The following is a 20,151-nucleotide window of genomic DNA, read 5'->3' as shown; positions in this document are numbered from 1 at the left end:
GTGCCATCTGAATGACGGCTCCTACGCTGTGCTGCATCGACGAGGGTGCGGACGCCCAAGACCCCCGGTCGTCAGCGCTGTCAGCGGTCTCCGTGTTGTCTGTGTTTCCACGTTGTCTGTGTTTCCGCGTTGCCCGTGTTTCCGCGTTGTCTGCGTGTCCCTTCGTTTGTGGAGGCCCTCATGGAACTGCGCCATCTCCGGTACTTCGCCGCCGTCGCGGAGACCCGGCACTTCGGCCGGGCCGCCGAGCGGCTGCGCATGGCACAGCCGCCGCTCTCCCAGGCCATCCGGCAGCTGGAGGCGGAACTGGGGGTCGCACTGTTCCACCGCACCACCCGCCAGGTCGGCCTGACCGGTGCGGGCGAGGTGTTCCACACCGATGTCGTGCGCATCCTGCGCTCCGTTGACGAGGCGGCCGCCCGGGCCCAGCGGTTCGCGCAGGGCGCCGAGGGCATCCTGCGTATCGGCCTGACCGGCTCGGCCGGCTACCGGCATCTGCCGGAGCTCGCCCGGACCGTCAAGCGCGAACTGCCCGGGGTGGCCCTGGAGGTCCACACCGAGATGTTCACCCCGGCCCAGGAGGCGGCGCTCTCCGAGTCGCGCCTGGACATCGGGGTGCTGCGGCCGCCGGTCCGCGGCGAGGGCATCACCTGCCGCGACATCGCGCAGGAGCCGCTCGTCCTGGTGCTGCCGGAGGACCACTGGCTCGCCGAGTCACCCGAGGTGCCTCTGGAGCGGCTGCGCGGCGAGGACTTCATCATGTACGCCGCCACGTCCCGCTCCATCGTCAGCGACGCGGTGATCAGCAGCTGTCTGACCGCGGGCTTCCATCCGCACACCGCTCACGAGGTGACGGAGACGTCCACGGCTCTCGCCCTGGTCGCGGCGGGTCTGGGGGTGGCGCTGCTGCCCGACTCGGTGCGGTCCGTCAGCCGGGACGGGGTCGTGTTCCGGCCGGTCCCGGACGCCCAGCGGGTCCGCCTCGCCCTTGCCTGGCGCACGGGCGACACGTCACCGCTGCTCGCGGCCGTCCTCGCGGCCCTCACCGCGGCCGACGCCTTCCCCACCGGCGACGCTTCCCCAGACGTCACCGCCCCCAGCCGGGCCGGTGCACAGAATCACAGAGGAACCACGTGAAGATCACCGCAGTGGAGGCGATCCCCTTCGCCATCCCCTACCGAAAGCCGCTGAAGTTCGCGAGCGGCGAGGTGCACACCGCCGAGCACGTCCTGGTACGGGTGCACACCGACGCGGGCCTCACCGGCACGGCCGAGGCGCCGCCCCGGCCCTTCACCTACGGCGAGACCCAGCAGTCCATCGTCGCCGTGATCCGGCAGATCTTCGAGCCGCAGCTGCTCGGCATGGCGCCCACCCGGCGCGAGGCCGTGCACGCCAAGCTGAACCGGACCGTCGGCAACCCGACGGCGAAGGCCGCCGTCGACATGGCCCTGTGGGACATCGTCGGCCAGGCCGCCGGCCTGCCCGTCACCGAACTCCTCGGCGGATACGGCGAGTTCATGACCGTGTCGCACATGCTCGGCTTCGCGCCGCCGGCGGAGATGGTCGAAGAGGCGCAGGACGTCCGCAACACCTACGGCATCACGACGTTCAAGGTGAAGGTCGGCCGCCGCCCCTACCAGCTCGACGTCGAGGTGTGCAGGGCGCTGCGCGAGGCATTCGGCGACAGCGTCGAGCTGTACGTCGACGGCAACCGCGGCTGGACCGCCTCCGAGTCGGCCCGCGCCCTGCGCGCCATGGACGACCTCGACCTCACCCTGGCCGAGGAACTGTGCCCGGCCGACGACGTGCTCGGCAGGCGCTGGCTCGTCGAACGCTGCCCGATCCCGTTCGTCGCCGACGAGAGCGCCACCCGCCCCAGCGAGGTCACGCGTGAACTCCTCGGCGGCTCGGCCACCGCCATCAGCATCAAGACGGCCCGCACCGGCTTCAGCCACTCCCAGCGCGTGCTGTTCGAGAGCGAGGGCCTCGGCGTCGAGGTGGTGATGGGCAATCAGATCGACGGCCAGATCGGCTCGTTGTGCTCGGTCGCCTTCGGCGCGGCCTTCGAGGCCACCTCGCGCCGCGCGGGCGAGCTCTCCAACTACCTCGACATGAGCGACGACCTGCTCGCCGAGCCCCTCCAGATCCGCGACGGCACGCTGCGGGTGCGCGAGGGCGCGGGTCTGGGCATCGAACTCGACCCCGAGAAGCTGACGCGCTACCGCCAGGACAGCTGAACTCCCTTGCCGCACCTTCGAGTTGTTACACCCCTACCGATTGGAGCCGCATCATGACCACGTTCACCGAAGCCGAGCAGGAGCAGGCCACCGCCGCCGCATCGGGCAGCGCCGCCACCGCCGCGTTCGCCCAGAAGGCCCGCTCCGGCGCGGCCAGCAGCCAGCAGCGCGTCGACACCCTCGCGTCCGAACTCATCGCGTCCGTCCACGACATCATCCGCCGCCACAAGGTCACCTACGCCGAGTACGACGCCCTCAAGGCATGGCTGATCCAGGTCGGGCAGGACGGCGAGTGGCCGCTCTTCCTCGACGTGTGGATCGAGCACGTCGTCGAGGAGGTGGCCAACGAGAGCCGCGAGGGTTCCAAGGGCACCATCGAGGGCCCCTACTACGTGCCGGACTCCCCGGAGCTGCCCGCCGAGGCCACCCTCCCGATGCGCCCCGACGAGAAGGGCACTCCCCTCCTCTTCCAGGGCCAGATCACCTCGGTCGACGGAACTCCCCTGCCCGGCGCGACGATCGAGATGTGGCACGCCGACGACGACGGCTTCTACTCCCAGTACGCCCCCGGCCTGCCCGAGTGGAACCTGCGCGGCACCGTCGTCGCCGACGACCAGGGCAACTTCAAGATCCACACGATCGAGCCGGCCCCCTACCAGATCCCCACCGACGGCGCCTGCGGCAACCTCATCTCCGCCGCCGGCTGGCACGCCTGGCGCCCGGCCCATCTGCACCTGAAGGTCGCCGCCGAGGGCCACCACCTCATCACCACGCAGCTCTACTTCAAGGGCGGCAACCACGTGGAGGACGACATCGCACAGGCCGTCAAGCCGGAACTCGTCCTCGACCCCACCCCGGCCAAGACCGGCGAGGGCCACGAAGTGACGTACGACTTCGTGCTCGACCGCGCCTGACGCGCCCCCGCCCCCGGGGGCCCGGCCTCCGGGGCACGCGCCCGCCCCACCCCGTAACTCAAGGAGCCCGCCGTGCTGTTCGCCGTCAAGATGGACGTCCGCATACCCGACGATCTCGACCCCGACGTCCGCGCGGACACGATCGCCCGCGAGAAGGCGTACTCGCAGGAACTCCAGCGCAAGGGCGTCTGGCCGCACATCTGGCGCTGCGTGGGCCAGTATTCCAACCTCAGCGTCTTCGACGTCCGGGACAACGACGAGCTGCACGACATCCTGTGGGGCCTGCCGCTCTTCCCGTACATGGAGATCGAGGTCACGCCGCTGGCGCTGCATCCGTCGGACATCGCCACGACGGGCGAGGCCGCCTGATGGACAAGGTGGTCGCGTCGGCCGGGCAGGCCGTCGCCGATGTCGGGGACTGTGCGTCCCTGGCGGTCGGCGGGTTCGGACTGAGCGGGGTGCCGAACGTACTGATCAAGGCATTGTACGAGCAGGGCACCACCGGCCTGTCCGTGGTGTCCAACAACTGCGGTGCGATGGACTCCGGCCTCGCCGTCCTGCTCGCGGCGGGCCGGATCGCCCGGGTCACCGGCTCCTACATCGGCGCCAACAAGGAGTTCGCCCGCCAGTACCTGGCCGGCGAGATCGAGGTCGAGATGATCCCGCAGGGCACGCTCGCGGAGCGGCTGCGCGCGGGCGGCGCCGGAATCCCGGCGTTCTACACCCCGGCCGGGGTGGGCACCCAGGTCGCGGACGGCGGTCTGCCCTGGCGCTACGACGGCACCGGCGGCGTCGCCCTCGCCTCCCCGCCCAAGGAGGTGCGCGTCTTCGACGGTGTCGAGTACGTCCTGGAGCGCGGCATCCGCACCGACTTCGCGCTGGTCCGCGCCGCGAAGGGCGACCGGCACGGGAATCTGGTGTTCAACAAGTCGTCCCGCAACTTCAACCCGCTAGCGGCGACGGCCGGGAGGGTCACGATCGCCGAGGTGGAGGAGCTGGTGGAGCCCGGCGTCCTCGACCCGGACCAGGTGCACCTGCCGGGCATCTTCGTGCAGCGCGTGGTCGAGCTGAGCCCGGCGCAGGCCGTCGACAAGGGCATCGAGCGGCGCACAATCTCCGCGCCTCCGGCACGAGCGACGGTGAGCAACTAACCATGGCCTGGACACGCGAACAGATGGCCGCCCGCGCCGCCCGTGAACTGCGCGACGGGCAGTACGTCAACCTCGGCATCGGCCTGCCGACCCTCATCCCGAACCACCTGCCGCCCGGCGTCGAGGTGATCCTCGAGTCCGAGAACGGGATCCTGGGCACCGGCCCCTACCCGACCGACGACGCCGTCGACCCCGACCTGATCAACGCGGGCAAGGAGACCGTCACGGTCCTGCCGGGCGCCTCCTACTTCGACTCCGCACTCTCCTTCGGGATGATCCGCGGCGGCCACATCGATGTCGCCGTCCTCGGCGCCATGCAGGTCTCCGCGACCGGGGACCTGGCCAACTGGGCCGTCCCCGGCAAGATGATCACTGGGATCGGCGGCGCCATGGACCTCGTCCACGGCGCCCGCACGGTGCTGGTCACCATGACCCACACGGCCAAGGACGGCTCGCCGAAACTGGTCGACACCTGCACCCTCCCCCTCACCGGCAAGGGCTGCGTCGACCGGATCATCACCGACCTGGCTGTCCTCGACATCACTGAAGACGGCGTGCACCTGGTGGAGTTGGCGCCGGACGTGACGGTGGACGAGGTCGTCGCCAAGACCGGCGCCAAGGTCCACATCCCGGAGGTGGTCCGGTGAGCCGCCTCAAGGACGTCCGCATCGTCGACACAGTCCGCACCCCGATCGGCTGATACCCCTCCCCTCCCCCGAAGGCCCCTCTCCGCACAGCCCCCTCCGAAAGCCCTCCTCGAACAGCACCCAGGGATTCCGCGTGGCCCAGCCTCACCTCCTGCACCATGTACTCGACGGTCCACCCAGCGCTCCCCCGCTCGTCCTCGGCCCGTCGCTCGGCACGTCGCTGGACGTGTGGAGTCCACAACTGGCCACTCTCGCGCGGTCGCACCGCGTGCTGCGCTGGGACCTACCGGGGCACGGGGGTTCGCGTGCGGACCTCCTTCCGCACGACGGCACGGCGAGCATCGCCGCATTGGCGGCACAGGTGTTGCGGCTCGCGGACGCGCAGGGCTGGGAGTCGTTCGCGTACGCCGGTATCTCGCTGGGCGGCGCTGTCGGGGCCCATCTCGCGGTCCACCAGCCGGAGCGTGTCACCTCGCTGGGGCTGGTCTGCTCCTCCGCCCACTTCGGGCCGCGGGAACCTTGGCAGGAGCGTGCCGCCCTCGTGCGGCGCGAGGGGGTCGGGCCGGTGGTGGAGACCAGCCCGGGCCGCTGGTTCGGCGATCCGAGGACCGCCGAAACCCCTCTCGGGCGCGCTCTGTTGCGGGACCTCGCCGAAACCGATCCGCTCGGCTACGCCGCCTGCTGCGACGCACTCGCCGCCTACGACCTGCGACCCGACCTGACCCGCATCACCGCTCCCACTCTCGTCGTCGGCGGCTCCCTCGACATCGCCACCCCTCTCGATCACGCCCGGGAACTCGCGGACGGGATCGCCGATGCCACCCTGGAGGCATGCGCCATCGGGCATCTCGCGGTCGAGCAGCCCGAGGCTGTCGGCGCGGCGCTGAGCACTCATCTCCGCGCCCCGAACGGGCCGCAGTATTGAATGCGCGCAATAGGTGCAATTCACGCAGAGAAAAGCGGCGAAACGCGCTTTCTGATTGGTGGTAATAATTCGATTCCGAATCCGATACCGATACCTTCCGAATTACTGCCGAGATCGGCTCAATGAGTGCCTTTCCCGAACCGGACCGGCGCGCTGCGTCCACGGCTCTGACCAGCCCTGTATCTCTTCAACGTCACGCGAGGCGACGAAGGGCTGCAGACGATGGTTGGGCGACGGAGATTCCTCATGGCCGGTGCCATGGGCGGTGCGGCCATGCTTCCACGGGGTGCGGGAGAGCAGGCGTACGCAGCGGACGGTCACGGTCATGGGTCAGCGTCCGCGAACACGCCGATTCCGCACACCCCCAAGCTGAAGAAGTATGTCGACCCGCTGCCCATCCCGAGGACAGCCATCTCGGATCCCTCCGTCTATCCGGGCGCCGACTACTACGAGATCACGATGCGGCCGGGCACGTGGCGCTTCCACCGCGACCTCGGGCCGGCCAAGGTGTGGGGCTACTGGGCCGCGAACCCGCACGACCCTCGCAAGCCGATCGGCATGGGCTACCTGGGGCCGACCCTCAACGTGACCAGGGACCACCCGACGGTCGTCAAGTACCGCAACGAACTGCCGACCACCCACTTGTTCCAGTTCGTGATCGACAAAATTCGCAAAGGGGACCTCCAGCTCACCCCGACCCCTCCGCCCCCCTACAAGCCCATGCAGCCGTTTCCCGCGAACGTCAACGTGTGGAACGTCGTGCACCAGCACGGCGGTTTCACCGCGCCACAGTCCGACGGCATGCCGCTGCAGTCGTTCAGCCCGGACGGCATCCACGCCGAGTCCTACAGCAGCCTGGACCCGAGCCGGGTCGAACCCAACGAGCAGATCTGCGCCTACACCAACCACGACCGTTCGTGCATGCTCTGGTATCACGACCACGGCATGGGGATGACCAGCGTCAACGTCTACGCGGGCCTTGCCGGTCTCTACCGCGTCGGTGACCCCGCCGACGATCGGCTCGGACTGCCGCGAGGCGAATTCGAGGTCCCCCTCATCCTGCAGGACCGGACCTTCCACCCGGACGGCTCGCTCGCCTACACCATGACCTTGCGGGAAGGCGAGGACACCCCCGTCGTCAACGGGAAGGCGTATCCCTTCCTCGCCGTCGAGCAGCGACGCTACCGGCTGCGCGTTCTCAACGCTTCGAACGAGCGCTTCTGGCGGCTGAGGTTCGACGTTCCCGAGGACGTACTGCCTCAGCCCGTCCTGCCGTTCTGGCTGATCGGCACCGACGGCGGCCTCCGCACCCCGTTGCAGATGCTGAACTTCCTGATCTCACCGGCCGAACGGTACGACCTGATCGTCGACTTCACCCATATGCCCATGGGCACGAAGGTCAAGCTGACGAACTACAACGCGCCCGTGCACTTCCCCGGCGGCGGCGGACCGGAAATCTCGGAAGTCATGGAATTCCATGTCACCAAACGGCCGTCCGGAGGCGGAGACAGGTCAACGCCGCCCAAGAAGCTCGAGCTGCCGAGGGCCGCCCCCATCAAGGTGACGGCGCGCACCCGCCGGCGGGAATGGGTTCTGTACCAGCACAAGCTCTTCACCACCATGACGTTCAACGCGGTGCCGTTCATGGAGCCGTCCGAGGACTTCATCAAGGCGGGCTCGACCGAGATCTGGGAGTACATCAATCCCAACCACGACGGCCACCCGATGCATGTCCACCTCGTCAACTTCCAGGTGCTGAACAGGCAGCCGATCGACGCGGCCGGCTACCAGGAACAATACGAGAAGTGGATTGACGGTGGCCGTAAACCGGAGGACAGGCCGGTGTTGGCGAACTATCTCACCGGTCCCCCGATTCCGCCGGACCCGGACGAAGCACTGTCCCGCAAGGACACGGTCAAGTCCTATCCGGAGACGGTGACCAGAATCGTCATCAATGAATTCGACCCGCCGACGGAAAGGATCGCGGGGCTGCCGGGAAGCGGCACCGAGCTGCCGGCGACGTACGTCCAGCACTGCCACATCCTCGAACACGAAGACGACGACCTGATGCGACCGTGGACGATTGTCAGCGACGACCACCACAGCGGTGGTGCCCACGCCGGCGGCTACGGCCACCACCGCTGACGGGATCGACCGACCGACGGCTCGCCGCCCCTGCCTCCGGGGCCGGGCCGGGATGCCATAGGAATTCCCTATAGCCCCTTCTAATATTTCGTCTTTGCCTCTCGCTCTTTTCCGGACCTACCGTGAAACAGCTCGATGAGGTGCTCACCGTGATTTCTCCGAGAATTCGCGCTCTGCGCATCGATCCTTCTTCCGTCGAGCGGACGAACACGCGATCGAGAGGACCGGTGGCATGACCACGATCGAAAACGGGTCGGGAACGCGAGAACTCGCGGGAAAGCGAGCCCTGGTCACGGGCGGTTCCAGCGGCATCGGAGCGGCCGTCGTGCGCCAACTCCTGGACGCGGGCGCCGAGGTGGTCACGACCGCCAGGACGGCGACGAGCACGGTGCCGGAGGGGGCCACCTTCGTGAAGGCCGACGTACGGACACGGGCTGGAGCGCAGGCGCTCGCCGCAGCCGCGCTGGAGGTGCTCGGCGGGGTGGACGTCCTGGTCCACAACGCGGGTGGGGCGCGGCCGCACGAGGGCAGCGCGGCCATCCCGGAGGAGGAGTGGCAGGACGCGCTGGACCTGAACTACCTGGCGTCGGTGCGGCTCGACTCGCTGCTGGTACCGGGGATGCGGGAACAGCGTTCGGGGATGATCGTGCACGTCTCCTCGGCCGCGGTCCTCACTCCGGTAGCACCGTTCCTGCACTACACGGCGGCGAAGGCGGCACTGGAGAACTACAGCCGGGGACTGGCGTTGGAACAGGCCCCGTTCGGAATCCGGGTCAACACCGTGACTCCCGGCAGAGTCGCCACCCCCGGCGGCGAACGAACGCGGGAGCAGTGGGCGCGCCTGGACCTGGCACCGGGCCAGAACGACACCCCCACCGTGCCGCTGGGGCGCGATGGTCAGCCCGAGGACATCGCCCACGCGGTGCTGTTCCTCCTGTCCGGCCGGGCGAGCTGGCTGACCGGGAGCAATATCGTCGTGGACGGCGGCGAATTCCCCAGGGGTTGACGCCGACGGAATTCCGGAACGCCGGCTCCGACAAAAGGAGTTCAACGGCGCCCGCTTCCTTCTCGCCCGTCAGGACACCGGTGAGAAGGAAGCGGCTTCGGACCAGGTCTCCTTGCGCAGGAGTTCGAGCAGGGCCGTCTCCGCCGGCCCGGCGCCCGGCCGGACCACGGCGATGACGGGCTGGGACACGACCGGGAACACCGGGCGAACGAGGTGCTCGTGACCATGGGGCACCGCGGAGGCCGGGACGAGCGTCACCCCCAGCCCCTGGGCGGCCCAGCGCACGGCCGTCGCCGTCTGGGAGACGCGGGCGGCCGTGGTCGGGGTCAGATCGTTGTTCCGCAGCACGTTCAGGAGCACGCCGTCGAGCGCGCTGTCGCGGTCGAACCTCACCCACGGCTCCCCCTCCAGTTCGCTCAGCCCGACCCGGTTCGCGGCAAGCTGCCGGTGCCCGGCGCCAAGCACCACGACGAACTCCTCGTCGCCGAGGTGGTGGGCGTCGGCGGGGCTCCGCTCGCACGCCGCCATCAGGGCGAGGTCAAGGACGCCCCGGCGGCACAGCCGCTCCAGCTCGGCGGAGCTCGGCTCCTCGAAGACGGTGACCTCCAGCCGCGGGAAGCGGCGCCGCAGCGCACCAAGGGCGGCCGGCAGCTGCCGCGTGCCGAAGCCCAGCTGCACCGCGACGACCAGCTCGCCCACCAGCTCATCGGCACCGGCCCGCGCCGTCGCCCTCGCCCGCCGCGACGCGCTCACCGCGACCTCCGCCTCCCGCAGGAACGCGTGGCCGACCACGGTGGGCACCAGTCCGGTCGGCGTGCGGGCGAACAGCTCCACGCCCAGTTCCCGCTCCAGGCCGCGAATCTGCTGGGACACCGACGGTTGGGCGACGTGCAGCAGCTCCGCCGCCGCCGTCACCGAGCCCGCCTCGGCAATAGCCAGGGCGTACTCGTACTGACGAAGACTCATCGGGTCCTGTCCCCTCCCCGCGGTGGAACACGGCCCACCCGTTGTCATCGTTGTAACAGTGGGCAACTCCGTTCCGCTGACGGAGATTCCCCGGGGAGAGCAGGGGTCGGCCCGTACGCAGACGGGGCGCCGAAGGTGTCCGTTCTCCGCTCAGCTACTCTCGGCGCCACTGGTGATCACTCTGCGGTCCGACGATCCGGACAAAGTGCCACCGCACCGTACTCAGGAGACGCCCGCACATGAATACGCCACCATCGCCGCCTGCCGCGGAGCGGACTGACGGATCATCCGTCCGGATCGGCGCCCTCGCGCCGCTGACTCGGCCCGGCTGGGTAGAGGCAGGCCAACACCTGGTCGCTGGACTCGAGTTGGCCGTTCGCGAGGTCAATGACGCCGGCGGGATCGGCGGACGGCCACTCGAGCTGGTGGTCCGGGACACCGCAGCTGATCCACAGAGGGCCGCGGCGGCCGTCGATGAATTGGCTCGCATGGGCGTGGCCGCCCTGGCGGGCGAATATCACAGCGTCGTCGCCCGCGCCGCTGCTGCCAGGGCCGACGCCCTCGGCCTGCCGTTCCTCTGCTCGTCAGCTGTTCTCGACGCGCTCACCGACCAGCCGACGGAATGGGTCGCGCGCCTCGCCCCGGCGCAGTCCCACGGCTGGCAGATCTACGCGGACTTCCTCCTCGGCGCGGGCCACAGTCGCATCGCCGTAGCAGCGCAGCCGAGTGTCTACTGGGCATCCGGGACCCGCATTCTGCGGGACTACCTCGCTGCACGCGGTGGCACCGTCATCGAACTCGACATGGGCGAGCTCGACCCCGCGGCCGTGTGCGACCAACTCGTCGAGCAGCGCGCGACAGCCCTCCTCCTTCTGGTCGGCCACCCGGAGCCGGCAGTGCCGATCGTCAAGTCCGTCCGCCACGACCAGCGCCTCGCCGAGATCTTGATCGGTGCTCCGGCCGGCCAACCGGAGTTCGCCGAATGGGCGAAGTTGCTGGGCGCCGACGGCGCCGCGATCCCGTTCCTGCGCTACCTGCCCGAGCGCCTCAGCCCACTTGGTGCACGAGTCGAGACGGATCTGCGTGAGCGGCTGGGCGAAGCGCCCTCCTTCGTCGCCTTCGAGGGCTACGACACCGTCACCGTCCTCGCCGACGTGCTGCGCTCTCACGGCACGGACCGGGCGCGCATCGCCGAATCCTGGCCGCGGGTTGCAGTCGAAGGCACCCGCGGGCAGATCCGGTTCTCCCGCACGCCAGGCATCAGCGTCCGGCAATGGGCTTGGACGCCGGTGCAAGTCGTTGACCGGGATCCGGCGGCACCCGATCGCTTTCGGATCCTCCACACCGGCTGAGAGAGCACGGGAGGTTCCGCCGCGTGACGCGGTCACCCGCCACGTCACGCGGCGACGGTTCAGGCACGGCAGCGCAGCATCTCCAGCGGCGGGTTCGCGAGGAGGTCCGCCCAGAAGTCCTCGCCGAACTCACGGATGCCGGCCTCGGACACCTGCAGCGGAACCCACTCCACCGCACTGAACCCGGCCGCCCGCAGACAGTCCTCGTAGACCTCGCGGCGGGGGGCCGTGCTGACGATGGTGATCGGCTGAGGGGCGAGGAGAGCCGTGACGCGCACGCGCGGACCCGTCTCGGTTTCCTCACCGGTCGGCTCGCAGCGGAACCCGTACTTGTCCAGGGATACGCAGTCGAACCCGTAGTCGGGCTTCTGGGCGAGCACGAAGAATTCTCCGCCCGGCACCAGACTCCGGTGGATGTTGCGGCACATCCGCTCCATCTCCTGGATGTCCTCGGCATAGTTGAGGCACTGCACTCCCAGCGCGATATCGAACCGCCGGTCGAGGGGCGGCAGTTCGGCCACGTCACCGACCTCGTAGCGCACACCCAGCGGCTCACGCCGCTCGCTCTCCCGCCCGGCGGCGATCATCTCGACGGAGATGTCGACGCCGAAGACATCCGCGGCGCCGCGCCGCTTGAACTCCCTGCTTTGAAGTGCTCTCCCTCGCAAACGAGGGAGATTCCTGCCTACCTTGCGGTGGCGGGCTTGACGCCGCGAGAACGCCTGACGACTGCCCTCCCGGCAGCCGGGATGAGCGCATGGCCCATCCGGTACAGGTGCAAGACGTTCCGGGCTGCGTTCCAGTCGGCGTTGCCGGACCAGCCGCAGTCGGGGTTCTTGCACACGAACGTGGCCTGGTCCTCCCGGCTGCCCGGTGTGGTGAACCCACACTCTGAGCAACGCAGGGAGGTACCGGGGGCGAGAACCTTGTGCAAGGTGCCGCCGTAGCGGCCGGTCTTGTACGTCAGCATCGTCAGGGTGCGGCCCCATGCCTCCTGGCTGATGGAGCGGTTCAGGCCGGACTTCTGCGCAACGTTGACTCCGGGGTTCTCACAAGTGCCCTTGGCGGACTTGACCATGTTCGTGATGGTCAGCGCTTCGACCACGACGGTGCCGTACTGCCTGGCGATCGTGGTGGTGGTCTTGTGCTGCCAGTCAACAGCGCGACGCGTGGCTGTTGCGCGCAGCTGCTTGATCTGGTCGTAGGTGTGCTGCAAGCGACGAGAAGCCTTCGCCCCGCGCCGCCGGTGCTGCTTACGCCGGGCGGCGCGTCGTTCCAGGCCAAGCAGCTTGGCCTTCTCCTGCGGGTTCAGCCACTTGTCCCGGTCGGCCTTCCCGCCGGGGAGGCGGGGCGGGCGACCATGGTTTCGGTGGTTGCCGTCGGACAGGGCCAGGGGCAGGTTCACCCCGGCGTCGATGCCGACTTCCGGCCCCTGGTGGGGCCCGGGTGCGGCCTTGCGGGTCTGGACGCGGAAGGCGATGTGCCAGCCGAGCGCGTCCTTGACCAGCCGCGCCCCCGTGATCCGGCCCTCGCTGTCAGCCCGCTTGCCGACCGGGAGGTCCTTGGTCCAACGGAATCGGACCCGACCGACCCTGGGGATGTTGACCATGCCCCAACGGCGGTGCACGCGGCGGATGTTCAGGTCCCGGCCCTGCGGAATGTCCACCGACATCACCGTGCGGAAACGGGCCTTGAAGTTCGGTGCGTCCGCACGATGGTCCCAGCAGTTCTTCCACGCCTGGAAGTACGTCTTCAGCACCGCCTGCGCGGCCTGAGCGGGGAGCACTCCGAGCCAGTCGATCTCCTTGCGGGCCTGGCGGATCGCAGCATCAGCGGCGGCCAGGGAACGCTTGTCCTTGGGGAGCATCGTCCACCAGTCGTGCAGGCAGTTCCACATGGTGCGGGCCGCGTGCGCCTGGCCGTCCATGAGCCGGATCTGTGCAGGTGTCAGCGCTAGCCGGGCACGGTGCCCGAACTGCCGCTTCTCGCCCACGAGTTCACTGCACACGTGAGCACTCTACCCTTTGGCCCATGTCACCACGGTGGAACCCTAACCCCGACATACCCACCGGCCGTCACGTCATCTATAACCTGCACGTCCATTTGGTGCTTGTCACCAAGTACCGGCGCAGGGCATTCACAGACCCCATGCTGACGCGGTGCGAGGAGATCATGCGGGAGGTCTGCGAGGACTTCGAGGCCGAGCTGAAGCAGTTCAACGGCGAGGAAGACCACGTGCACCTGCTGGTTCACTACCCGCCGAAGGTACAGCTCTCCAAGCTGGTTAACTCCCTCAAGGGCGTCTCCTCCAGGTACCTGCGCAAGGAATACGACGCGCACGTCCGCCGGTACCTATGGGGCGGCCACTACTGGTCCGGGTCGTACTTCGCCGGAAGCTGCGGTGGGGCACCGCTGACCGTCGTACGCCAGTACATCGAGAACCAGCAGCGCCCCATATGACCGGGCCGGGGCCAACAGCGCAGATCCATGCTCACAGCTAAGGACAGAACAGCACCGAGATCCGCTTCACTTCCCCCGTGAACGGGGGAACACTGCGCAAGATCAGAGGTAGAAACCGGTACCGCACGCCAGGTCGAGAACCGACTTGCCGCTCACGTCGCCGACCGCGTTCAGGAAACTCGGCACTTCCCCGTAACGCATCAGCGGCAGGGACTCGAACCCCTCGAATGCCTCGCCGATCTCGTCGTACTGCTGCACAGTCATGTGCTTCCCCCTTCTGCGCTTCGTCTTGTACGTGGCAACGCCGGCCCTCGGAATTCAGAGGCTCGTCGGGTCGCCGTCGTGGCAGAGAGTCTCCTCCGCCCTGTACGGGCCGCCGTACCGGCAGATGACACGAAGAAGTTGGCCGGGTGACCCTCCAATCACCCAACGCCGTTTGGCGAATTCGACGCATTGAGGTTTTCTCAGCGACCTTCTGATGGGCTCTCTCAGCCGACGATGCGAGCCGTGGCGAGGTCAGCGAGGATCTGATCCACGGTTTGGTGGGGTGTCTGGTTCGACGTGTCCAGCCAGAGCCCGCGGGGCGGGGTGTCCCGGCGTAGTGCGTCGTCCAGGATGTCGACCGTCCAGGGGCCGCCGTAGCCGTTCTTGTGGCGGCCGGCCTCACGCGCTGCGACTGCTTCGGGGCGGGGGGCAAGGATGACCAGATAGAGGGGCCTCGCCGTCACGGCGTCAAGATAGGTGTCCAGGTGCTCGCCGAGAACGACGTCTTGGACGACGACGGTCCATCCCGCCTGCGCGTACAGTTCTGCGACCGCAGCGGATGCCTGGTAGCGCAGCTGCAGTTGAGCCCTTCCCTCGGCGGTCGGCTGGGGCGTGAACTCCTCGCGACCGGACACGATCATCCGCCGGAAGCTGTCGCCGCGCAGGTGCACGGAGCGTGGGAGCCGCTCGGCCAGCAGCTGGGCGATGGTGGACTTCCCTGACGCCATGACTCCGGTGACGAGCACGACTGCGGAACTGAGCTCCTGCACCGTTGGCCCCCGTCGTGGTGCACCTGAGTCGGAACTGCCATGAAGCCCCTGGTTGGACAGGTCTCACCACAAGATCATGTCCGTAACCAAAAGGCTTCACGTTGGTCACCTATGTTGCCACGCTCGATGTCCCCCGCCAGGTCGTGGACTACCTCGCCCGCCTACTGGCCGCGCACCGCAGCCTGATCGGCACTCCGCGCGGCTCGCGGGCGCTCGGGCCGTTCCGGCAGGCCGTGCTGGTGTTGCGCTGGTTCCGGGAACGTGGCTGCGTGCACTGCCTGGCGCGAGACGCCGGGATCTCGCAGGCCACCGGCTACCGCTACCTGCACGAAGGCATCGACGTCCTTGCCGACCAGACCCCCGACCTGCACGACGTCCTGACGCGCTGCCAGGAGGAAGGAATGACGCACGTGATCCTGGACGGCACCCTGATCGAGTCGGACCGCGTCTCCGGGGAGCGCGAGAACGGCAACGACCTGTGGTTCAGCCAGAAGCACAAGGCGTTCGGCGGCAACGTGCAATTCCTGTCCGCCCCGGACGGCACTCCGCTGTGGGTCTCCGAGGTTGAGCCCGGATCGACGCCTGACATCACCGCGGCCCGGATCCACGTCCTGCCCGCGCTCTACAAGGCGGCTGCCCAGGGCCTGCCGACCCTGGCAGACAAGGGCTACATCGGGGCGAGTATCAGCATACGCGTCCCGGTCCGCCGCCCGAAGGGCCGCTCCGAGCAAGCCCTCCACATCGCCATCCGGATGACGAACGCCCTGATCAGGTACGTCCGAGCCCTGGGGGAACGTGCCGCCGCCGAGCTCAAGGAACGCTGGTGCGCGCTCAAGCGCATCACACTCAGCCCCTGCCGCATCAGCGACATCACCCGCGCCGCACTCGTCCTCAACCAGCGCTGGAAGTGATCTTCATAGAGAAAACCTCATTGACCACCGAGCGCTGCCTCCCGGGGTGCCACGCCAGGCATGTAGGGTCCCGGTCACGAGGCGGGAGGGGAGTCGGGATGCGGCGGTGGCGTGCGGCGACTTCGGCGCTGGTGATGGCACTTGCGGTGGCCGGTTGCGGAAGCGGAAGCGGAAGCGGAGCAGGCGAGCCCGCCGCGGCTCCCAGCGGGCATCCCGTTGCCTGGACCTACAGTCATCTGACCAAGGATCTCTCCTCCTCCGTCGTCAATGTCGCCGCCGTATCCGCGCACGATGCCTGGGCAGTCGCCCTGACGCCGGTCGCGGGGAACATCGACAAACAGCAAGTGACCCTGTTGCGCCATGACGGCTCCTCCTGGCGTCCGCAGACGCTGCCGCCCGGGATGGAGCCGGCCCCCATCGCCGAGTACCGCCTCGAGGCATCCTCACCACGCGACGTGTGGCTGTTTCGCAGCGGCCCCAATACCGGCACGTACGCCGCACACTTCGACGGGACGCGGTGGCGGCAGACACCTGCCCCAGGCGGCGTCAGCGATGTCGCCGTCCTCGGCCCGGCAGACGTCTGGGTTGTGGGCGAAAGCACCACCGCCCGGCACTGGGACGGCTCCCGCTGGACTTCGGTGCCACTGCCTGCCCGCGTGGTGCAACTCGCGGGAGTGGCCGGGGACGACGTGTGGGCGTCCGGGCTGACGACGGGAGAGGAGGACGGCCTCGCCTATGGCGCACCCGTGGTGCTCCACTGGGACGGAGAGACCTGGAAACGGGAACAGCTCCCCGCCGTCGAACCCCCTTCCGCCCATAAATCGAACTCGATGGGTGCAAGTCCCATGGCCCTCTACGCGCCGGACGCGGACGACGTCTGGGCAATCAGCCGCCTCGTCGGGGACGACGACAACGGGGATGCCGTCTACACCGCACCCTTCGCGTTCCACTGGAACGGCACCAGCTGGAGCAAGACGTCGCCCGATGCCTGCCGCCGCTGCGGGATCCCTGCCGGCGACGGCGTCATCACGGCCGACGGAATGGAAGGGGACAACGCCGGCAGCAGCATGCTGCTCAGCTCGATTCACCACCGCGCCACGCACGGCAGGCCCCGTAAGGTCGGCTCCCCGCCGGCCACCGCGGGCCGAAGCGGCAAAGTCACCGCCGCCGACCGCAAGCAGAAGCTACGACTGCTGGAGATCACAGCCATCCCCGGCACCGACCGGGTCTGGGGCGTCGGCTCCGTAAAAGTGGAGGCACACGGCGACGCGAACTTCAGCCGCGGCGCCATCGTCCAGTACGACCCGCGCCCCAGGGACTGAACGGGTTGAACGGGTGGGCGGGGTGAACGAGGTGAGCGGGTTCCGTATCCTTTGTTCCATGCCCATCTCCCCTGTTTCTGGCGGGAGTTGTCAGGGAGTCTGCGTGCCGAGCCCTTCCAGCATCTGTCGCTGGTGGCGGTGGCCGATCGTCTCGTAGCCGACCACGGTGACGAATGGGGCCAGCATCACGATGAGGAGGCACGCCTCGGTGGCGACGCCGGCCGCGGACAGGAGCACCGCCGCGAGCAGTACCGCCAGCGTGAGCGAGATCAGCAGCACGTGGAAGGAGTCGGCCGCGGACAGCAACAGCGTGTGCAGGAGATACACCATCAGCAGGTACAGGCCGACCGGGATGGCCAGGGACAGCACGACGGCGACGTCACTGATCTCCGAGTGGTGCTCCAGGTGCAGGCCGGCCACGTGCAGGCCGGCTCCGGCGCCGGCCACTCCGATGAAGAGCGGGATGTGCCCGTAGCCGAAGAGGTAACCGCGGCTGCGGCGGTGCACCAGGATGTCACCGAAGGGGGTGGAGAAGTACACCCACCACATGCCGAAGGTCAGTCCGACGCCGGCGACGACCACGGCGATCGCGTTGCCGCTCCATTGGGTCCCGGCCTCACCGCCGAGAAGGGCGCCCGAGGACGCGACGGTCCCGACGACACCCTCTCCCAGAACGATGATGGCGAACAGGCCGTACCGCTCGGCGACATGGTGAGGGTGCCAGGGGGTGTCGCCCGCGCCGCCCTGGGTGAGGACAGGCAGTTCGAGTTCGAGCGCGCCGAGCACGATGAAGGCGACGAACGCCGCGGTGAGTGGCAGATGCACGAACGCGACCGCGACCCAACCGGCCTGGACGATAACCGTCCAGCGGATGTTCGCCATTCCGACGTCCCGGAATTCGGGGGACTCCCGCGCGGCGCGCCACCACTGCAGCACCATCGCGATGCGCATCACCACATACCCGAGCACCATCACTCTCAGTTCGAGGTGGCCGCCCTCGTCGACCGAGTGGAACATTGCGGGCAGGCCGAGCGAGAACACTACGACGCCGGTCATCTGCACCATCGTCAGAGCCCGGTAGAGCCAGTCATCCGTACCGAACGCCGACGCGAACCAGCTGAAGCTGATCCACGCGACACTGATCGCGAACATCGCCAGCACGAACGCGGTGACCGCCTGTCCGGGATGCCCCTCGGCGACCATGTCGGCGAACTGGGAGGCGGCGGTTCCCACCGCGACCACGAACGTCAGGTCGAACAGCAGCTCCAGCGGTGAAGAGACCCGACCGGGTTCTTCGGGATCTCGGCCGGTCATCGGCACCCGACTGTGCGCCAGGTTGCCGCCGGCACCGTGGGTGTGGTGGGAGTCGCTCATGCTGAGCATGATGCCGCATGGGTGCGCGTCGAGCTGGGTGATGCGGGACCGACGCGTGAGGTACGTCGATCACGGCGAGCACGTCACCTCAGCCGGACAGAGCCTTGCCGAAGGCTCCCGAACTCTGCTGCACACCACTGCAGTTACTGAGCGCGTCGTCCGCCGAAGTGTCCGCAGAGGAGCACTTCTGGTCTCGGAACGTGGACCACATGGAGACCCACGCAAGGCCGTTCTTCTCCGCGAAGGCGCGCAGTTGGGCGGCGTCGGAAAGGGTGAACGTCTCGTTGTCGACGTCATTCGTGCCGAGCATTGGCGTCATGGCGAGTCCGCGCCAGGCATTTCTGTCCGACAGCCCGAAAATGTCCGCGAGTTGGGCGTGGGCCGCCTTGGCCGACGTGATGGCGTAATCGCCCATGTCGCCGGTGTAGGACGTGCCGTAGTTCATCGTCATGATGTTGACGCTGGACACCTTCACGCCTTGGTTGTTGGCCGACTCCAGGAGCTCCACGCTGTCCGCGTCCAGGCCCGAGGGCATCACGGGAAGAGTGAAGGACACCGTGAGGTCGGTGCGCTTCTTCTGCAACAGGGCGATCGCCTTCGAGCGCAGGGTCACCGAGTCGGAGTCCTTGAGCGCATCGCCCTCGATGTCGAAGTCGGCCTGGGTGGCGCCGGCGGCGTCGAGCGTGGCTGCGTAGGCGTCGGCCAGCGCGGACGCACTGCCGCACGTCTCGGCCAGTTCCTTGCCGGACGCCCCGCCGAAGGAGACGCGCACGGTCGCGCCGGACGCCTTGAGTGCCGAGATCCGCTTCTTCACCGTCGCGTCGCCGATGGCGTGCGTGCCGTTCCACGTGGGCGTGCAGGAGCTGCCGTCCGCGATGGTGAAGGCAAGGTTGTACGTGGAGGGGGACCCGGCCGCGTCCAGGTCCGAAGCGTCCGTGGCGCTGACGTAGGGGGCGAACGGGCTCGACGACGCGGGTGCCGTCGCAGCCGGCGATGGTGCTCCGTGCGGTGACGCGGCCGCCGAATCCGAGCCCGCTCCCGATCCCGGGCTCCCCGATGAGCACCCCGCGCAGGTCGCTGCCGCCACCAGCGACACGATCGCGGCGGCGGGCCTCCCCAGAAGATTCCTCATCGCGCATGCACCCATTTCTTGTCGGTCCTGTCCCGGAACTGAAACACGGAAGCCTGTGATCCAGGTGTCATCAGGCAAATCACAGCGAACTGAGGGCCTTCTCAGGGTGCGCACAGGAATGACTGTGAGTTGCCACATGAAGATCCCTTAGCGTCCCGAGAATGCATTTCGATTCCTCCGTCGAAAACCGTGCCAGTGGGCGCGGAAGCCACCGCAAGCGTGGAAAAGGGGCCGATGAAGGCCCTGTCTTCGTCGACAGCTCCGGGCGGCGGGCCAAGCTGCTGCGCAGGTTCGGCCTTGCCGTGGTCGTCGCCTGTCTGGGCTACGCGGTCGTCCTCGGCCTGTCGTTCATGGGGTGGGGTGTGTCCGTGAGCACGACCGACCTGCTGCCCTTCGGTGGTGGAGGTGGCGGCGCCGGCACCGGTCGTGGTCCGGCCGACGCCGGGTACGGCGCCCCTGGCGGCGCCGGTCAGCAGCAGGGAACGCCTCCGGCCACCCGCCCCTCCCTCTCGCCCAGCCCTTCACTGCCCGCCCCCTCTGCGTCAGCCACCGCCGACGCCACTGACGCGCAGTAA

20 protein-coding genes and 1 pseudogene are annotated in these 20,151 nt (G+C 68.5%); 14 read left to right on the top strand and 7 right to left on the bottom strand.

Annotation, left to right across the window (positions count from 1 at the left end; translation table 11 throughout):
* The first annotated feature begins 180 nt into the window (after positions 1 to 180).
* From OHA58_RS37355 to OHA58_RS37315, 9 genes are all read left to right on the top strand, one after another.
* Positions 181 to 1,137, top strand: a complete 957-nt coding sequence (locus OHA58_RS37355; protein WP_405484201.1) for a LysR family transcriptional regulator — start codon at positions 181 to 183, stop codon at positions 1,135 to 1,137.
* Positions 1,134 to 2,237, top strand: coding sequence for a mandelate racemase/muconate lactonizing enzyme family protein (locus OHA58_RS37350; protein WP_405484199.1), 1,104 nt, complete (start codon positions 1,134 to 1,136; stop codon positions 2,235 to 2,237). The genes OHA58_RS37355 and OHA58_RS37350 overlap by 4 nt, the downstream gene beginning before the upstream one ends.
* A 53-nt stretch (positions 2,238 to 2,290) precedes the next feature.
* Positions 2,291 to 3,151 (top strand): catechol 1,2-dioxygenase, encoded by an 861-nt coding sequence (gene catA / locus OHA58_RS37345; protein ID WP_405484197.1) that lies wholly within the window; start codon positions 2,291 to 2,293, stop codon positions 3,149 to 3,151.
* Between the two features lie 72 nt (positions 3,152 to 3,223).
* Positions 3,224 to 3,520, top strand: a complete 297-nt coding sequence (gene catC / locus OHA58_RS37340; RefSeq protein ID WP_405484195.1) for a muconolactone Delta-isomerase — start codon at positions 3,224 to 3,226, stop codon at positions 3,518 to 3,520.
* A complete protein-coding gene (locus tag OHA58_RS37335; protein ID WP_405484193.1) occupies positions 3,520 to 4,302 on the top strand; it encodes a CoA transferase subunit A in 783 nt (260 codons plus the stop codon). Before catC ends, OHA58_RS37335 begins: the two co-directional genes overlap by 1 nt.
* A 2-nt stretch (positions 4,303 to 4,304) precedes the next feature.
* Positions 4,305 to 4,949 (top strand): CoA transferase subunit B, encoded by a 645-nt coding sequence (locus OHA58_RS37330; protein WP_405484191.1) that lies wholly within the window; start codon positions 4,305 to 4,307, stop codon positions 4,947 to 4,949.
* 133 nt (positions 4,950 to 5,082) lie between these two features.
* A complete protein-coding gene (locus tag OHA58_RS37325; RefSeq protein WP_405484189.1) occupies positions 5,083 to 5,874 on the top strand; it encodes an alpha/beta fold hydrolase in 792 nt (263 codons plus the stop codon).
* A 246-nt stretch (positions 5,875 to 6,120) separates the two neighbouring features.
* A complete protein-coding gene (locus OHA58_RS37320; RefSeq protein ID WP_405484187.1) occupies positions 6,121 to 8,019 on the top strand; it encodes a multicopper oxidase family protein in 1,899 nt (632 codons plus the stop codon).
* Between the two features lie 232 nt (positions 8,020 to 8,251).
* Positions 8,252 to 9,025: an SDR family oxidoreductase gene (locus OHA58_RS37315; protein ID WP_405484185.1), complete on the top strand. Its 774-nt coding sequence runs from the start codon at positions 8,252 to 8,254 to the stop codon at positions 9,023 to 9,025.
* A gap of 69 nt (positions 9,026 to 9,094) precedes the next feature.
* Here the strand turns inward: OHA58_RS37315 and OHA58_RS37310 are convergent, their stop codons facing one another.
* On the bottom strand, positions 9,095 to 9,991 hold the full coding sequence (locus tag OHA58_RS37310) for a LysR family transcriptional regulator (RefSeq protein WP_405484183.1): 897 nt from the start codon (positions 9,989 to 9,991) through the stop codon (positions 9,095 to 9,097).
* A gap of 239 nt (positions 9,992 to 10,230) precedes the next feature.
* On the opposite strand from OHA58_RS37310, the gene OHA58_RS37305 reads away from it, so the two are divergent.
* Positions 10,231 to 11,343 carry an ABC transporter substrate-binding protein gene (locus OHA58_RS37305; protein WP_405484181.1) on the top strand — a complete coding sequence of 371 codons (1,113 nt, stop codon included), beginning with the start codon at positions 10,231 to 10,233 and terminating at the stop codon, positions 11,341 to 11,343.
* Positions 11,344 to 11,402: 59 nt separating this feature from the next.
* Here OHA58_RS37305 and OHA58_RS37300 read toward each other — a convergent pair whose 3' ends face one another.
* Positions 11,403 to 12,011, bottom strand: a complete 609-nt coding sequence (locus OHA58_RS37300; protein ID WP_405484179.1) for a class I SAM-dependent methyltransferase — start codon at positions 12,009 to 12,011, stop codon at positions 11,403 to 11,405.
* 17 nt (positions 12,012 to 12,028) lie between these two features.
* Complete coding sequence (locus OHA58_RS37295; protein ID WP_405485381.1) at positions 12,029 to 13,270, bottom strand: RNA-guided endonuclease InsQ/TnpB family protein; 1,242 nt, start codon at positions 13,268 to 13,270, stop codon at positions 12,029 to 12,031.
* A 104-nt stretch (positions 13,271 to 13,374) separates the two neighbouring features.
* Here OHA58_RS37295 and tnpA point away from each other — a divergent pair, with 104 nt between their 5' ends.
* Positions 13,375 to 13,803 (top strand): IS200/IS605 family transposase, encoded by a 429-nt coding sequence (tnpA, locus tag OHA58_RS37290; RefSeq protein ID WP_405484177.1) that lies wholly within the window; start codon positions 13,375 to 13,377, stop codon positions 13,801 to 13,803.
* Positions 13,804 to 13,911: 108 nt separating this feature from the next.
* On the opposite strand, the pseudogene OHA58_RS37285 reads toward tnpA, so the two are convergent.
* Both OHA58_RS37285 and OHA58_RS37280 read right to left on the bottom strand, forming a co-directional pair.
* A pseudogene (locus OHA58_RS37285) lies at positions 13,912 to 14,067 on the bottom strand (class I SAM-dependent methyltransferase); the annotation flags it as partial.
* Between the two features lie 224 nt (positions 14,068 to 14,291).
* Positions 14,292 to 14,837, bottom strand: coding sequence for an AAA family ATPase (locus OHA58_RS37280; protein WP_405484175.1), 546 nt, complete (start codon positions 14,835 to 14,837; stop codon positions 14,292 to 14,294).
* A 101-nt stretch (positions 14,838 to 14,938) separates the two neighbouring features.
* On the opposite strand from OHA58_RS37280, the gene OHA58_RS37275 reads away from it, so the two are divergent.
* Together OHA58_RS37275 and OHA58_RS37270 are read left to right on the top strand one after the other, a co-directional pair.
* Entirely contained in the window at positions 14,939 to 15,748 is an 810-nt protein-coding gene (locus OHA58_RS37275) for a transposase family protein (protein ID WP_405484173.1), read from the top strand.
* A 98-nt stretch (positions 15,749 to 15,846) separates the two neighbouring features.
* Positions 15,847 to 17,070: a hypothetical protein gene (locus OHA58_RS37270; protein ID WP_405484171.1), complete on the top strand. Its 1,224-nt coding sequence runs from the start codon at positions 15,847 to 15,849 to the stop codon at positions 17,068 to 17,070.
* A gap of 90 nt (positions 17,071 to 17,160) precedes the next feature.
* Here the strand turns inward: OHA58_RS37270 and OHA58_RS37265 are convergent, their stop codons facing one another.
* A complete protein-coding gene (locus tag OHA58_RS37265; RefSeq protein WP_405484169.1) occupies positions 17,161 to 18,444 on the bottom strand; it encodes a low temperature requirement protein A in 1,284 nt (427 codons plus the stop codon).
* Between the two features lie 88 nt (positions 18,445 to 18,532).
* The gene (locus OHA58_RS37260) at positions 18,533 to 19,576 is read right to left on the bottom strand and encodes a chitinase (RefSeq protein ID WP_405484167.1); all 1,044 of its coding nucleotides are present in this window, start codon (positions 19,574 to 19,576) and stop codon (positions 18,533 to 18,535) included.
* Between the two features lie 161 nt (positions 19,577 to 19,737).
* Between OHA58_RS37260 and OHA58_RS37255 the strand changes: the two genes are divergently transcribed.
* The gene (locus OHA58_RS37255) at positions 19,738 to 20,151 is read left to right on the top strand and encodes a hypothetical protein (RefSeq protein ID WP_405484165.1); all 414 of its coding nucleotides are present in this window, start codon (positions 19,738 to 19,740) and stop codon (positions 20,149 to 20,151) included.

It is taken from the genome of Streptomyces sp. NBC_00009, assembly GCF_045040855.1.
GTDB classification, from domain to species: Bacteria; Actinomycetota; Actinomycetes; order Streptomycetales; family Streptomycetaceae; genus Streptomyces; species Streptomyces aureus.
This window is presented reverse-complemented; position numbering and strand designations above follow the sequence as displayed.